Source organism: Oerskovia sp. NPDC057915, assembly GCF_042887685.1.
Lineage (GTDB): Bacteria > Actinomycetota > Actinomycetes > Actinomycetales > Cellulomonadaceae > Oerskovia.
Map to the genome: position 1 here is coordinate 13450 of NZ_JBHVOS010000005.1, position 14474 is coordinate 27923.

The window sequence follows — 14474 nt, forward strand, 5'->3', positions numbered from 1 at the left end:
CGGAACATCGGAACACCGTGACAACTGCACTGCTCAGCTCTGCCGCGCCCGTCGGGCGCCGCCCGTTCCCGGGCACGGACGACCGCACGACCTCCCCCCTCGGCGCTGCCGACCAGCCGGACCCCGGCACGAGAGGGGGTCGCTGATGGGGAAGCACTCCCAGCGTCGCTTCGCAGCGACCCTCCCGGGGCGCTCGCTGCGCCGACGGTCCCCCTTCGCGATCGCGGCAGCCCTTGCCGCGGTCGCCGTGACCACCACGGCCGGCGCCGCCAGCCTGGTCACCGCTCCCCCCACCGCACAGGTCGCCGCGGCGAGCACCGGTACCGCGGCCTCGACGGTCGCCAGCGTCGCCGGGGCGAGCGCGTCGACGCCCGAGGAGCAGGCCGCCCTCGACGCGGCGAGCACCGAGCTCGAGCGGGCCGAGTACCTGGCGGGCGAGGGCGCGTCCTCCCTCCCGGCCGACCAGCTCGCCCAGATCACCTCGACGCGTGACCAGCTTCGGCAGCTCCTCAGCGCCGCGAGCACGGCGGAGAACGCGGACGAGGCAGCCACCGGGGCGGCGACCGTGTCCGCCGACGCGGCGACCGACACGTCGCTCGACGCCGGCGGGCTGACCTCCGGACCGACGCTCGAGGCCCCTGGGGCGGACGCCGCGCTCGACGGCCGCGACACGTTCCGTGCGAGCCGCGCCGGAACCGAGGGGCGCGAGTCCCTCACGGCGGACGCCGGTACGACGACGCCCGAGGCCTCGACCACCGACCCCGCCGCCGCAGCGGCGGATGACGCCGCGCCGGCCGACGAGGCCGCACCGGCCCCCGACCCGGCGACCGTCGAGACGGACCCGTCCGGCCATGCCCAGATCGCCCCGACAATCGACGAGATCGGTGCGGCGACGGACGCCCTGCGCGCGCTCCTCGACTCGACGTCCGTGACGGTCTCGGTCGAGCCGGGACCGCCGACGGCCGAGGAGATCGCCGCCCAGCAGGCCGCCGAGCGCGAGGCCGTGGCTGCTCAGCAGGCTGCTGAGCGTGCGGCGATGGCTTCCCAGCTCGCGACCTGGGCCAGCAGCACCGCCGGGTACTCGAACGGGAACATCCCCACCGACCTCCTGTGCTCGCCGAGCTTCGCGCCCGGGCACTTCGCGCGCTGCGACGGGGTCTACTACCTCGAGCAGCTCAACACGGCCTACCGGGCCGCGTTCGGCACGGACATCTCGGTGACGTCGTCCTACCGGTCGTACGCCTCGCAGGTCTCCGTCAAGGCGTCGAAGGGCAGCCTCGCGGCGCGCCCCGGCACCTCGAACCACGGCATGGGCCAGGCGCTCGACCTGGGCGGTGGCATCAACCAGTTCGGCACCGCCCAGTACAACTGGATGCGGGAGAACGCTCCGGCGTTCGGCTGGGACAACCCGACCTGGGCTCGTCCGGGTGGAGCGAACCCCGAGGCCTGGCACTGGGAGTACGGCACCACGTACTGACCTGCCTGCCAGGACACCCGAGGCACGCAGACGGCCGCCGTCCCGCGAGGGACGGCGGCCGTCGTCGTACCCGGGAGCGCTCAGCCCCAGGTGGCGGCGATGAGCAGCATGGTCACGAGGAACCCGGTCGCGAGGTTGAGCCACAGGAAGCGGCGCCAGCCCGCGTTCGCCCGTTCGCAGTCCTCGTCGCGCACCGACCAGAACGAGGCGACGTTGGCGAGGTACGGGAGCGGGAGCAGGGCGGCGAGCCAGCCCGGCCAGGGGAGCAGGGCGAGCAGCAGCGCGGCGACGAGGTACGCGCAGGCCGCGACGACGACGGTCCGGTGCGCCCCGATCACGGTCGCGACCGAGCCGATCCCCCCCTCCCGGTCGGCCCGCACGTCCTGGACCGCGCCGAACGCGTGCGACGCGGCCCCCCACAGCACGAACGCCACCAGCACGGGCCACACGGTCCGTGCACCGAGGTCGGCCCCGACGAGCACGAGCGCGTAGAGCAGCGGCCCCACGAAGTGCAGCGCGGACGTGAACGAGTCGAGGAAGGGCCGCTCCTTGAAGCGCAGCACGGGCGCCGAGTAGGCCACGACGAGGAAGACCACGACGGCGAGCGTCAGGTTCGCGGCGACGTCGCCCTGGAGCAGGAGCCACGCGAGGAACGGGACGTTCGTCACTGCGCACGCCCACAGGATCCGCCGGTGGGTCCCGCGCGCGGTCGCGGGGTCCGCGAGCGCACCCTCGATCCCGCCCTTGCGGGGGTTGCGCAGGTCGGACGCGTAGTCGAAGACGTCGTTGATCCCGTACATGAGCAGGTTGTACGGGATCAGGAAGTAGAGCGTCCCGACGACGAGCGCGGCGTCGACGCGTCCACCCGTCGCGACGAGGTAGCCGGCCGCGAACGGGTAGGCGGTGTTGATCCAGGAGAAGGGTCGCGAGGACGCGACGATCTCCCGGAGAGCGACGAGCGGTCTGGGCGCGGCCCCCGGCTCGAGCGCGACCCCGGTCACGACTGACCTCCCGCGTGCCGTCGTCGTCGGCCGTCCCCGACCCAGGTCCACACCGCCGGCAGCAGCAGGACCGCGGCCAGCGGGTAGGCGAAGTCCTCGAGCGGCGCCCCGGCGAGGTAGATCCCGAGGATCTTGTCCGGGGCATAGGCGTAGAGCCCGACCGCGATCATGATCGTGTCGAACACGAGCGTCAGGACCACCATGACCGCGGCCGTCCACAGGAGCGGCCCGGCCCGGTGGCGCCGGAGCGTCCACCCGGTGACGGCGGCGACGAGCGCGATCACGACGACGTTCAGGACGATGTTGGTCATGCGCCGGCTCCCGTCGTCGGACCGTCCGAGGCCCTGGCCGGCACGTCCGCGGGGGCGTCGGCCGCCCGCCGCCGCCCCCGCACCCGCAGGTCGAGGAACCGCCAGACGAGGAGCGTGTTGTAGCAGAGCAGCGTGAGGAACACGGCCTCCTCGACGGGCAGCTCGGGGGCGAGCTGGAGCCCGGTCATGTGCGGCGAGTCGCCGCGCGCGAAGATCCCGAGCGCGAGCCCCGCGACGTCCCACGCGAGGAAGAACAGCACACCCACCACGAGCGTGATCGCGGTGCGGGCAGGGTCGGCCCAGAACGCGAGGTGGAACCGGCGGTCGAGCACGGCGAGCCCGCCGAGCGAGACGAGGAGCGCCCCGAGGTACGCGAACCCGATCACGAAGCACCGCCCCGCAGACGCTCGGGGCGACGGCTCGCGGCGAGGAAGCCCTGGCGCAGCGGCGTCGGGAGGGGCCGGGACGACGTCTCGCCGAGGAGCCGCTTGGCGACGAGCTCGGCGCTGATGAGGCACATCGGCAGCCCGACGCCAGGGGCCGTGCCGGCGCCCGCGTAGTAGAGGTTGGCGACCTTGCGCGAGGCCCCCGGGGGGCGGAACATCGCGCTCTGCGCGAGGGTGTGCTCCATCCCCAGGGCCGTGCCTCGCCAGGACGAGAACTCGGTCGCGAAGTGCGCGGGCCCCAGGACCCGCCGCGTCACGACGCGCTCGCGCAGGTCGTCGATCCCGGCCCAGGCGCCGACCTGGTCGAGATAGGCGTCGGCGAGCCGTTCGAGGTCGGCCTGCGACGCGGCGGACCCGCCGAGCGCGGGGTCGGCGGGGAAGGGGACGAGGACGAAGAGGTTCTCGTGGCCGGGCGGGGCAGCGGGGTGGTCGATGGTCGCGTCGTCGGTCGCGGAGGTCCGCGAGACGTAGAGCGAGGCGGGGGTCGGGACCCGCAGCGAGTCCACGGGGCTGTTGGCCGCGTCGCCGAGGACGTCCGCGAAGTTGCCGCGCCAGTCCTCGGTGAAGAACAACGAGTGGTGCGCGAGCTCGGGCAGCTCTCCCCGCACGCCGGCGAGGATCAGCAACGCCGAGATCCCGGGGCCGCGGTCGTCCCACGCGGACGCGGGCAGGTCGGCGTAGGCCGGGGGAAGCAGTGCGGTCTGCGTGTGGTGCAGGTCGGCACCGGACACGACGACGTCCGCGGGCACGACCTCGCCCGTGCTCAGCCGCACGCCGGTCGCGACGCCACGCGTGCGCCGCCGGGACCGGCCGGTCCGCGCGCGGGGCGTGGCTCCGCCGTCGGGCACGGGCGCGGCCGGCGCGACCTCGATCCCGACGACGTCGCTCCCCGTGCGGATCGTCACGCCCTCCGAGCGGGCCAGCTTCTCCATGGCCTGGACGACCGTGTACATGCCGCCGCGCGGGAACCGGACGCCCTCGACGAGGTCCAGGTGGCTCATGAGCGAGTACAGCGCGGGCACCCGGTAGGGCGACGAGCCGAGGAAGACGGCGTGATATCCCAGGACCTGGCGCAGGCGGGGGTCGTCCACCCGACGCTCGACGCGGTCCGCGAGCGAGCGTCCCAGCAGCGCCGCGAGCCGCGGGAGCCGCCGCAGGACCGAGGCGTCGACCGCGCGGTCGGGACGCTCGAACGTCGTGTAGAGGAAGTGGTCCAGGGCGAGACGGTAGGCCTCGCTCGACTCATCGGCGTAGGCGCGCATGCGCTCACCGTCGCCCGGCGAGAGCGCGTCGAAGCGCGCCCAGTTGACCTCCGGGTCTCGCGTGACGTCGAGGACGGTACGTGCCGTCGGGAGGTTCGTGGCGGCGTCGGGCTGCTCGGAGGACCCGGCCCGCTCGAAGAAGACGCGGTACGACGGGTCGAGCGGGACCAGGTCGAGATGGTCCTGGACGCGCTCGCCCAGGAGCGCGAACCAGTGCTCGAAGACCTCGGGCATGAAGTACCAGGAGGGTCCGGTGTCGAAGCGGAACCCGTCGAGGTCGAGCGTCCCCGCGCGCCCTCCGACCTTCTCGTGACGTTCGAGCAGCGTGACCCGCGCACCGCCCCGCGCGAGGAGCGCGGCCGTCGCGAGGCCGCCGACGCCACCGCCCACGACCACGACGTGCGGCATGGGCGGGGTGTCGTTCACAGGGCTCCTCGGGGATCGGCGAACCGGGTGGGTCGCAGCGACGCGGCCGGGACGTCGCGCCGCAGCGACTCGCGTGCCGCGGCACGAGCGGCGACCACGAGCTTGACCGGGTCCGGGACGCGCACGCGCGCCCGGAGCAGCTCGTCGGGGGCCGTCGAGGCGAGCCTGCCGAGCAGGGAGTCGTAGAGCGCGAGCGTCGCGGCGACCGCCATCCGGGCCCTCCGCGGGAGCGACGGAAGGGCGGCACGTGCTGCGTCGAGGTCGCTGCCGATCTCGGCGAGGATCGCGTCGACGTCCTCCTGCGTGAGGTCGGCGGGCGTGATCCCGGGGAAGTAGCTGCGCCCCAGCTCCTCGTGGTCCGTGCGCAGGTCGCGCAGGAAGTTGATCTTCTGGAAGGCTGCACCCAGGCCCTGGGCGCCCCGCAGCACGGCCGCGTCGGCGCGGACGATGGGCTCCCCGGGCCGGCGGTCGGCGTTGAGGAACACCGCGAGGCACATGAGCCCGACGACCTCGGCCGAGCCGTGGACGTACTGCTCGTAGCTGGCCTTGTCGTGCACGTGGACGGTGAGGTCCATGCGCATCGACGCGAAGAACGGGTCGATCTCCGCGTGCCCGATCCCCGTACGCCGGGCCGTGCGCGCGAACGAGTGGACGACGAGGTTGGTCGAGTACCCGCTCGCGAGCGCGCGGGCGGTCTCCTCCTCGAGACCTGTCAGGAGCGCGTCGGCGCCCTCGCCCCGGCGGGTGTCGACGACCTCGTCGGCCACGCGAACGAGGCCGTAGACCGCGTCGATGTCGCGCCGCGCCACGCTCCCCAGGAGCCGGGACCCGAGCCCGAAGGACGTCGAGTACCCGGTCAGGACCGCCCTGCTCGCGCGGGCAGCCGTGCGGTCGTACAGCATCTGCGACACGTGGACCTCCCCTGTCATGGTCTCGGACGCTCGGCCTGCCGGCATCTCAGGCGTTCCGGGCATGGCACACCCCTTCATCCTCAGCGTGCTGAGTAATTTTGCTCAGCATACTGAGGATCTGACGGGATGTCAGCGTCGGACACGCAGGAGGGCCCCTCGCACGCGTGCGAGGGGCCCTCCCGGTACGTCGAGGCTCAGACGTCGATGCGACGAGGCCCCGCCTGCCACGCCTCCCAGGCCGACGAGATGATCTCCTCGAGGCCCTGCGAACCGCTCCACCCGAGCACCTTGTTGATGCGCTCCGGCGAGGCGACGAGCTGCGGCGGGTCGCCCGCACGGCGCGGGAGGATCTCGGCCGTCACGTCGAGGCCCGAGACCTTGCCGATCTCGTCGATGACCTCGCGGACCGAGGAGCCCGTCCCCGTCCCGACGTTGAAGACGTCGTACGCGCGCTCGTCCTCGTCGAGGTAGTCCAGGGCCGCGAGGTGCGCCTCGGCCAGGTCCAGGACGTGGATGTAGTCGCGGATGCAGGTGCCGTCGGGCGTCGGGTAGTCGTCGCCGAAGATCTTGGGCTGCTCGCCACGCTCGAGGCGGTCCAGGACCATCGGGACGAGGTTGAGGATCGCCGGGTCGCCCAGGTCGGACCAGCCGGCACCCGCGACGTTGAAGTAGCGCAGCGCCACGAACCGCAGGCCCCACGAGCGGCCGGCCGCCCGCCCCAGCCACTCACCGATGAGCTTGGTCTCGCCGTAGGGGTTGATCGGCTCGGCGTGCAGCTTCTCCTCGACCAGGGAGACCGACGGCATCCCGTACGTCGCCGCCGACGACGAGAAGACCAGCCGGTCGACACCCGCCGCCTCCATCGCGGTCACGAGGTTCGTGAAGCCACCGACGTTCTGCTGGTAGTACCAGGCCGGCTTCTCGACCGACTCGCCGACCTGCTTGCGGGCCGCGAAGTGCACGACAGCGGTGACCTCGTGCTCCGTGAGCGTCCGGGTCAGCACCTCGACCGCCTCGGCGCTCGACACGTCGAGGCGCACGAGCGGCGCTCCCCCGATCCGCCCCTCCTGGCCGGTGCTGAGGTCGTCGACGACGACGACCTTCTCGCCCCTGCCCTGCAGGAGACGCACGACGTGCGCCCCGATGTACCCCGCTCCACCCGTCACCAGAATCGTCATGGGACGAGCGTAGTTCGGCACGCGGGCACCCCTCGTCGCCGCACACTCTCGCGAGACGGTCGGCGATCAGTGATGGACCGACTCCTCGGTCTCCTGCATCGACGGCGGCTCGATCTGGAACGTGCAGTGGTCGACGTCGAAGTGCCCGCCCAGGCACTCCTTGAGCCGCTGCAGCACCTCGGTCCCCCCGCCGCGCTCGAGGATCTCGTCCTCGACCACGACGTGTGCCGACATGACCGGCACGCCCGAGGTGATGGTCCAGGCGTGCAGGTCGTGCACGCCCACCACGCCGGGGGTGCCCTCCATGTGCGTGCGGACCTTCTCGAGGTCCACGCCCGCGGGCGTCGACTCGAGCAGCACGGCGGCGACCTCCCGCAGGAGCATGAAGGCGCGCGGCAGGATCATGAGCCCGATCGCCACCGACGCGAGACCGTCGGCGCCGGGGAACCCGACCGCGACGAAGAAGCCCGCGACGATGACCGCGACCGACCCGAGCAGGTCGCCCAGCACCTCGAGATAGGCGCCCCGGACGTTGAGGCTCTCGGCCTGCCCGGCGGACAGCAGGCGCAGCCCGACCGCGTTCGCGACGAGCCCGACGACCGCCACCCCGATCATCAGCCCGGCCTGGATCTCCGGGTCCGGCGAGCGGAACCGCGAGACGCCCTCGACGATCGCCAGCACGGCGACCGTGCCGAGGATCAGCGCGTTCGTCAGGGCCGCGAGGATCTCGGCGCGCTGCCAGCCGAACGTCCGGGCGGGGGAGGCCGGGCGCGTCGCGAGCCAGCTCGCGAAGAGGGCGATCCCGATCCCGGTCGCGTCGGTGAGCATGTGCCCGGCGTCCGCGAGGAGGGCGAGCGACCCGGAGACCAGCGCGCCCACGACCTCGAGCGCCATGACGCTCAGCGTGATGCACAGGACGATCACGAGCCGACGGCGGTGCGCGCCCGTCGCGGTCGACGCGCCGTGCGAGTGGGAGTGGGAGTGGCCGCTCATCGTGCACCCCTCGTGGCGTCGACGATGCGCTCTGCGTCGGCCAGGATGTGCGCGACCTCCGGACGCACGAGGCGGTACCAGGAAGAGCGCCCTTCACGGCGTGTCTCGACCAGGCCCGCCTCACGAAGCGTCGCCAGGTGGGCCGACACCGTGGACTGGGCGAGCCCCAGCTCACGGGTCAGGTCGACCACGCGGTGCTCGGCAGCCGCGAGGAGGTGCACCACCGAGAGCCGGTGCGGCTCGGCGAGGGCGTGCAGGAGACGCGCCACCGCGGTGTGGTCGTGCCCGACGACGGGCGGCGTGCACGGTTGCTGCGGGTGCTCGGCCGCCACCTGCTCGGTGAGGGCGTCGGTCACGGGCCGGCGCGCTCGCAGGTGGGTACGAGCACTCGTCTCCCTTTTCATCGTCATGTGACGATGTTATCGCCAACTAGCGATGACTGCTAGGCCCAGCCGAGCTCGTGCAGCCGGTCGTCGTCGATCCCGAAGTGGTGCGCGATCTCGTGCACCACCGTGACGACGACCTCCTCGACCACCTCCTCGCGCGTCTCGCAGATCGCGAGCGTGGGGTTGCGGAAGATCGTGATCCGGTCAGGGAGCGCGCCCGCCGCCCACATGAGGTCACGCTCGGTCAGCGGGACGCCCTCGTACAGACCCAGCAGCTCGGGGTCGTCGACGGGCGCGTCGTCCTCGACCAGGACGACCACGTTGTCCATCTGCTCCGCCAGCTCCTCCGGGATCTCGTCCAGCGCATCGCGCACCGCGTCCTCGAAGTCCTCGCGCGTCATCTCCACCACGGGACCATCCTCCCCCGCCACGACGGGGCGAGGCCCCGCACCGCCCGCCCCTCGGCCCCCGCGCACCCCGCCGAGCACCGTTTTGCACGGCGGCCCCGCTTCCCCGTATGCTGACGGAGGTCTCTCGGCGACTCGTGCCCCGCAGGCGGTGCGGGTTGTCCAGGAAACTAGGCCCCCATCGTTTAGCGGCCTAGGACGCCGCCCTTTCACGGCGGTAGCACGGGTTCGAATCCCGTTGGGGGTACTCGGAAGGATCCGATTAACGGATTCGCCCGGCAGTGAGATACGATTCTCGAGGTTCGAACGGCCCCGGCCGGGAGAAACTCACGCAAGGCCCTGTAGCGCAGTTGGTTAGCGCGCCGCCCTGTCACGGCGGAGGTCGCGGGTTCAAGTCCCGTCAGGGTCGCTCGACAGCGACTGCCCGGTCATCATGACCGGGCTTTCGTGTCAAGGCTCTGTAGCTCAGTTGGTAGAGCGTTCGACTGAAAATCGAAAGGTCACCGGATCGACGCCGGTCGGAGCCACTTCCACGAAGCCCCACCTCGTTCCCACGAGGTGGGGCTTCGTCGTTCCCGCCGGCCCCGGCCTGCACGCCACCCCGACCGCCCACGCTGGCCGGCGCCGTCGGGCCGGTCCGATACCGGCGTCCCCGCGATGCGCCGCCCGTCCGACGAGACGGGCCCCTGCGCCCCAGACGGGTGGCGCGGATCGTGACGGGGGCACCCGTCTCCGGCACGGACACCCCTCTCACCCGTCACCTGCCCCAGCACACCGGAACACCACTCGCACGCCCGGCGCGCGGAATTGCCCTCGGGGCGGTTGACCGGTTGAGTGGGACATGAAGAAACGACTCTTCAGGGCGCGGGTCCCCCTCGCGCGCACGGGCGCCCCGACCGGAGCGCCAGGAAGGTGACCACCATGAGCGACTGGGACGACGGGCAGCCCCCTCCCCCGAGCCCGAAGCCCTCGATCGGCAAGCTCGTCGAGCAGATGTCCGAGCAGGCCACGCGCCTCGTCCGGACCGAGATCGCGCTCGCCAAGAAGGAGCTGACGACGAAGGCCGCCCGGTCGGGCATCGGGATCGGCATGTTCGTCGTGGCCGGCGTGCTCGCGCTCTACGGCCTGGGCTTCCTCCTGCACTCGGCGATGGTCGGGCTCGCGCACGCCGTGCCGCTGTGGCTCGCGGCCCTCATCGTCGGCGTCGTGCTGTTCCTCCTCGCGGGCACCCTGGCGTTCGTCGGCAGCAAGCAGCTCAAGAAGGGGATGCCCCCGACACCGGACGTGGCCATCGCCGGCATCAAGGAAGACGTCGCCACCGTGAAGGAAGGACTGCGCCCGTGAGCACCGAACCGACCCAGGCCGAGCTGGAAGCCGAGATCGCCCGGACCCGGTCCGAGCTCGCGAGCACGATCGACGAGCTCACCACACGCCTCGACCCTCGGACCCAGGCGGCGAACGTCGCGCACCAGACGAAGCAGGCCGCCGCCGACACGGGGAGCTTCTTCACGGGCCGCGGCCTGCCCGAGCACGACCCGGCGCGCGCCCGCAACGTCAAGATCCTCGTCGGTGGAGCGGTCGCGACGGTCGCGCTCGTCGCCGCCGCGATCCTCCGCCGCCGCTCCTGACGCATCGGGACGACGATTCGGCCGCCCCCGCCCGAGCCACCCGGGCCGGCCGAACGGCAGAGCTGACGGGCCCCAGGAACGACCGAGCCCGGCGCCACAGGCGCCGGGCTTTCGGCTGGTCGTGAGGAAGATCCAGGTCGGGACGCGACGGGAGCTCCGGGAAACAGGTCCCGGGGCTCCGCAACGGCCCGACGGCGAAGGCTGGGCGCGGGCAGGTCCACCGCGCCGTCGGTCAGCCCTTGTCGACGCCCTCGGCGTTCTCGCTCGCGGCACCGAGAAGTGCACGAACCTCGGACTCGCGATAGCGCCGATGCCCCCCGAGGGTCCGGATCGACGACAGCTTGCCGGCCTTGGCCCAGCGAGTGACGGTCTTGGGATCGACGCGGAACAGGCTCGCGACCTCGGCCGGTGTGAGCAGAACTTCGGACTCTCCATGGACGGACATCACTGCACCTCCTCCTAGCGACTGGCTGGTCCGACGGTGACGTCGGAACGCGACGACAGCTCTGCGCTAGCCCTTCCATTGTCGCAGCATGAGGATTTTGGGCGACTTGGCGGACAGGGTGAATTAGACGGGGTATGGGTGGTACAGGTGTTTCGGACCGAGATCCGGGCGTGTCGCGCCTCGACCTGGACCCTCGTCCGGCTGCCCCCGCGACGCCTCGTCGGCTGCCCGTCGAGGCGTCGTTGTGTGGAGACAGTGTGACAAGCCACCCGATCGGGGGACCCGAGTGGCTGGAATGCATCCGGAGCATGTACCGTTGGACTCTGAACAGACGAAACACACTCCCGGGGCCGCACGTCTGAGTACGTTGCCGCCCCGCTTCTACGTTGAGGGGGTCGGAGCCATGGGCCGCGGCCGTCAGAAGGCTAAGCAGACCAAGGTCGCTCGTGCGCTGAAGTACTACAGCCCCGAGACGAACTACCAAGCTCTCGAACAAGAGCTCACCGGTCATAGCCACACGGATCTCGCGACAGATCCTCGCTACGGAGCGAGGTCTTCCGAGGACAACAACGGAGACTACGACCAGCCGTTCACCGGCTGGTCCGACGACCGCTGACGCGTCTCACCCTCTTCCTGCGACCTTCGGGCCCCAGGCGGTCCGTGAGTCGACAGATCGCGAGTTCGTCCATCGGTGACCGACCCGCGAGTCTGATCCTCGTACGACGAAGGCGCGCCCCGCACCTCAGGTCTCGGCCTGAGACGCAGGGCGCGCCTTCGTCGTACCGTCAGTTGCGGTAGTCACCCGTCAGGCGCACGGCGCCCGCGTGCACGCCCTTGGTGCCCACCACCAGGTCCTCGCCGCCCGCCGACGCGGCCACGGCCTCGTCCAGCACGCCGACCGTACCCAGGACCCAGGCGGTCAGGCCCAGCTCCGCGCACCGCGCGAGAGCGGCGTCGGCGCCGTCCTCGCCCACGATCGCGACCATGCCCACACCGAGGTTGAGCGTGTTCTCCAGGTCGCGGCGAGGGACGTTCCCCAGGTCACGGACCACCGTGAAGACCGGCGGGACGTCCCACGACCCGCGGTCGATCGTGCCGACCAGCCCGGCCGGCAGGACGCGGGCCAGGTTCGCCGCGAGCCCACCACCCGTGACGTGCGTGAACGCGTGGACCTGCGCGGCGTCGTCGTGCGCCAGGGCGAGGCAGTCGCTCGCGTAGACGCGCGTGGGCTCGAGCAGCTCCTCGCCGAGCGTACGGCCGAACTCCTCGACCTCGCGGTCCAGCTCCCAGCCGGCGTGCTTCACGACCGCACGCACCAGCGAGTAGCCGTTCGAGTGCAGGCCCGACGACCCCAGCGCGATGAGGACGTCGCCCTCGCGCACACGCTCGGGCCCCAGCAGTCGGTCGGCCTCGACCACGCCCGTCGCGGCACCTGCGACGTCGTACTCGTCCTCGCCCAGGAGGCCCGGGTGCTCCGCCGTCTCGCCGCCGACGAGAGCCGTGCCGGCGACCTCGCACGCGGCCGCGATCCCACGGACGATCCCCGCGATGCGCTCGGGCACGACCTTGCCGCACGCGATGTAGTCCGTCATGAAGAGCGGCTTGGCCCCCACCACGACGATGTCGTCGACGACCATGCCCACCAGGTCGAACCCGATCGTGTCGTGGACGTCCATGGCCTGTGCGATCGCGACCTTGGTCCCCACGCCGTCGGTCGACGTGGCCAGCAGAGGCTTGGTGTAGGTCGCGACCTCGCTGAAGTCGTAGAGCCCGGCGAACCCGCCCACACCCCCGAGGACCTGCGGACCGTGCGTGCGGCGCACGGCGTCCTTCATCAGCTCGACGGCCTTGTCGCCCGCCTCGGTGTCGACACCGGCTGCGGCGTACGTGAGACCTTCAGACACGAATGAACTCCTGGTGGTTGCGGCGCGCCCCGGTGGGGCGGTGCGTCGTACGGGGTCAGGGGTGGTCGAGGGCGGTCCCGCCGCCGACTCCCACGGAGAGGCTGCGCAGCCCGTCCTCCGGGGCACCCAGCGGCAGCTCCGCCTGCTCGAGCAGGTGCTTGCCGAGCTGGTCGTCCGGGGGCAGCTCGATAGGGTACTTCCCGGTGAAGCAGGCCGTGCACAGCTGGGAGGCCGACTGCTCGGTCGCCGCGATCATCCCCTCCTCGGAGATGTACCCGAGCGTGTCGGCACCGAGCGAGGCGCCCACCTCCTCGGGCGACAGGCCGTTGGCGATGAGCTCGGCGCGCGACGCGAAGTCGATGCCGTAGAAGCACGGCCACTTGACCGGCGGCGAGCTGATGCGGACGTGGACCTCGGCGGCCCCGGCCTCGCGCAGCATGCGGATCAGGGCACGCTGGGTGTTGCCGCGCACGATCGAGTCGTCGACGACGACCAGGCGCTTGCCCCGGATGACGTCGCGCAGCGGGTTGAGCTTGAGCCGGATGCCGAGCTGGCGCAGCGTGTCCGACGGCTGGATGAAGGTGCGTCCGACGTACGCGTTCTTGGTCAGGCCCTGGCCGAACGGGATGCCCGACTCCTGGGCGTACCCGACGGCCGCAGGCGTGCCCGACTCGGGGACCGGGATCACGAGGTCCGCGTCGATGCCGTGCTCGCGGGCGAGCTGACGGCCCATCTCGACGCGCGCGGCATGCACCGAACGACCGTTGATCGAGGTGTCCGGACGTGCCAGGTACACGTACTCGAAGACGCAGCCCGCGCGTTCCACCGGAGCGAAGCGCTGCGAGCGCAGGCCGTCACCGTCGATCGCGATGAGCTCGCCCGGCTCGACCTCGCGCACGAACGAGGCGCCCACGATGTCGAGGGCCGGCGTCTCGCTCGCGACGACCCAGCCCCGCTCCAGGCGCCCCAGCACGAGCGGGCGCACACCCTGCGGGTCGCGCGCGGCGTAGAGCGTCTTCTCGTCCATGAAGACGAGGCTGAAGGCGCCTCGGAGCCTCGGGAGGACCTCCATCGCGGTGGCCTCGAGCGAGTGGTCGTCGTCCCCCGCGAAGAGCGCGGTGATGAGTGCCGTGTCGGTCGTGTTGCCGCGGGCCAGCTCGCCCCGACGCTGCGCGCCGTAGCGCTCCGCGACGAGGTTCACGAGCTCGGCCGAGTTGGTCAGGTTGCCGTTGTGCCCCAGCGCGACCGTCCCGGAGGACGTCGCGCCCAGCGTCGGCTGGGCGTTCTCCCAGGTCACGCCACCGGTGGTCGAGTACCGGCAGTGCCCGACGGCGATGTGCCCCGTCAGCGCGTTGAGGGCCGTCTCGTCGAAGACCTGGGAGACGAGTCCCATGTCCTTGTAGACGAGGATCTGCTCACCATTGCTGGTCGCGATCCCGGCCGACTCCTGACCGCGGTGCTGCAACGAGTACAGACCGAAGTAGGCAAGCTTGGCGACCTCTTCGCCGGGCGCCCAGACACCGAAGACGCCACAAGCGTCCTGGGGGCCTTTCTCGCCGGGCATGAGGTCGTGGTTGAGAAGTCCATCTCCGCGGGGGGCCACGGCTCCAGTGTCCCACACGGTCGCAGGCTGCTCGAAGTCCCGACCAGGGGATGGACCACGCGACCCGACGAGGGCACGTCCCTGTACGTGCCCGCC

The 14474-nt window shown here is 71.8% G+C and carries 16 protein-coding genes and 3 tRNA genes; 7 read left to right on the forward strand and 12 right to left on the reverse strand.

Features of this window, described 5'->3' with window-relative positions:
• The first annotated feature begins 145 nt into the window (after positions 1-145).
• The gene (locus ACFVQ3_RS04655; protein WP_387635678.1) at positions 146-1477 is read left to right on the forward strand and encodes a M15 family metallopeptidase; all 1332 of its coding nucleotides are present in this window, start codon (positions 146-148) and stop codon (positions 1475-1477) included.
• 80 nt (positions 1478-1557) lie between these two features.
• On the opposite strand, the gene ACFVQ3_RS04660 is transcribed toward ACFVQ3_RS04655, so the two are convergent.
• The 9 genes from ACFVQ3_RS04660 to ACFVQ3_RS04700 all read right to left on the reverse strand — a co-directional run bounded on the left by ACFVQ3_RS04660 (position 1558) and on the right by ACFVQ3_RS04700 (position 8792).
• Positions 1558-2478: a prenyltransferase gene (locus ACFVQ3_RS04660; RefSeq protein WP_387635680.1), complete on the reverse strand. Its 921-nt coding sequence runs from the start codon at positions 2476-2478 to the stop codon at positions 1558-1560.
• Complete coding sequence (locus tag ACFVQ3_RS04665; RefSeq protein WP_387635682.1) at positions 2475-2789, reverse strand: lycopene cyclase domain-containing protein; 315 nt, start codon at positions 2787-2789, stop codon at positions 2475-2477. Before ACFVQ3_RS04665 ends, ACFVQ3_RS04660 begins: the two co-directional genes overlap by 4 nt.
• On the reverse strand, positions 2786-3175 hold the full coding sequence (locus tag ACFVQ3_RS04670) for a lycopene cyclase domain-containing protein (RefSeq protein WP_387635685.1): 390 nt from the start codon (positions 3173-3175) through the stop codon (positions 2786-2788). Before ACFVQ3_RS04670 ends, ACFVQ3_RS04665 begins: the two co-directional genes overlap by 4 nt.
• Positions 3172-4923, reverse strand: coding sequence for a phytoene desaturase family protein (gene crtI, locus ACFVQ3_RS04675; RefSeq protein ID WP_387635687.1), 1752 nt, complete (start codon positions 4921-4923; stop codon positions 3172-3174). Before crtI ends, ACFVQ3_RS04670 begins: the two co-directional genes overlap by 4 nt.
• Positions 4920-5897 (reverse strand): phytoene/squalene synthase family protein, encoded by a 978-nt coding sequence (locus tag ACFVQ3_RS04680; RefSeq protein WP_387635690.1) that lies wholly within the window; start codon positions 5895-5897, stop codon positions 4920-4922. The genes crtI and ACFVQ3_RS04680 overlap by 4 nt, the downstream gene beginning before the upstream one ends.
• 131 nt (positions 5898-6028) lie before the next feature.
• Entirely contained in the window at positions 6029-7012 is a 984-nt protein-coding gene (gene galE, locus ACFVQ3_RS04685; RefSeq protein WP_387635692.1) for a UDP-glucose 4-epimerase GalE, read from the reverse strand.
• Between the two features lie 66 nt (positions 7013-7078).
• Positions 7079-8005, reverse strand: a complete 927-nt coding sequence (locus ACFVQ3_RS04690; protein WP_387635695.1) for a cation diffusion facilitator family transporter — start codon at positions 8003-8005, stop codon at positions 7079-7081.
• Entirely contained in the window at positions 8002-8415 is a 414-nt protein-coding gene (locus ACFVQ3_RS04695; protein ID WP_387635698.1) for an ArsR/SmtB family transcription factor, read from the reverse strand. The genes ACFVQ3_RS04690 and ACFVQ3_RS04695 overlap by 4 nt, the downstream gene beginning before the upstream one ends.
• A 32-nt stretch (positions 8416-8447) precedes the next feature.
• Positions 8448-8792, reverse strand: coding sequence for a metallopeptidase family protein (locus ACFVQ3_RS04700; RefSeq protein WP_191792004.1), 345 nt, complete (start codon positions 8790-8792; stop codon positions 8448-8450).
• Between the two features lie 180 nt (positions 8793-8972).
• Here ACFVQ3_RS04700 and ACFVQ3_RS04705 point away from each other — a divergent pair.
• The 5 genes from ACFVQ3_RS04705 (at position 8973) to ACFVQ3_RS04725 (ending at position 10426) form a co-directional block, all read left to right on the forward strand.
• Positions 8973-9045: transfer RNA gene (locus ACFVQ3_RS04705), tRNA-Glu, on the forward strand.
• 88 nt (positions 9046-9133) lie between these two features.
• Positions 9134-9207: transfer RNA gene (locus ACFVQ3_RS04710), tRNA-Asp, on the forward strand.
• A 45-nt stretch (positions 9208-9252) separates the two neighbouring features.
• Positions 9253-9325, forward strand: a tRNA-Phe gene (locus ACFVQ3_RS04715).
• A gap of 394 nt (positions 9326-9719) precedes the next feature.
• A complete protein-coding gene (locus ACFVQ3_RS04720; RefSeq protein WP_387635701.1) occupies positions 9720-10142 on the forward strand; it encodes a phage holin family protein in 423 nt (140 codons plus the stop codon).
• The gene (locus ACFVQ3_RS04725; RefSeq protein WP_387635704.1) at positions 10139-10426 is read left to right on the forward strand and encodes a DUF3618 domain-containing protein; all 288 of its coding nucleotides are present in this window, start codon (positions 10139-10141) and stop codon (positions 10424-10426) included. The genes ACFVQ3_RS04720 and ACFVQ3_RS04725 overlap by 4 nt, the downstream gene beginning before the upstream one ends.
• A gap of 232 nt (positions 10427-10658) precedes the next feature.
• Here the strand turns inward: ACFVQ3_RS04725 and ACFVQ3_RS04730 are convergent, their stop codons facing one another.
• Complete coding sequence (locus ACFVQ3_RS04730; RefSeq protein ID WP_030151000.1) at positions 10659-10871, reverse strand: BldC family transcriptional regulator; 213 nt, start codon at positions 10869-10871, stop codon at positions 10659-10661.
• 316 nt (positions 10872-11187) lie between these two features.
• Between ACFVQ3_RS04730 and ACFVQ3_RS04735 the strand changes: the two genes are divergently transcribed.
• Positions 11188-11487 (forward strand): DUF3073 domain-containing protein, encoded by a 300-nt coding sequence (locus tag ACFVQ3_RS04735; RefSeq protein WP_387635707.1) that lies wholly within the window; start codon positions 11188-11190, stop codon positions 11485-11487.
• Positions 11488-11656: 169 nt separating this feature from the next.
• Here the strand turns inward: ACFVQ3_RS04735 and purM are convergent, their stop codons facing one another.
• Positions 11657-12775, reverse strand: coding sequence for a phosphoribosylformylglycinamidine cyclo-ligase (purM, locus tag ACFVQ3_RS04740; RefSeq protein WP_387635709.1), 1119 nt, complete (start codon positions 12773-12775; stop codon positions 11657-11659).
• A gap of 55 nt (positions 12776-12830) precedes the next feature.
• On the reverse strand, positions 12831-14378 hold the full coding sequence (purF, locus tag ACFVQ3_RS04745; protein ID WP_387635712.1) for an amidophosphoribosyltransferase: 1548 nt from the start codon (positions 14376-14378) through the stop codon (positions 12831-12833).
• Positions 14379-14474 lie beyond the last annotated feature (96 nt).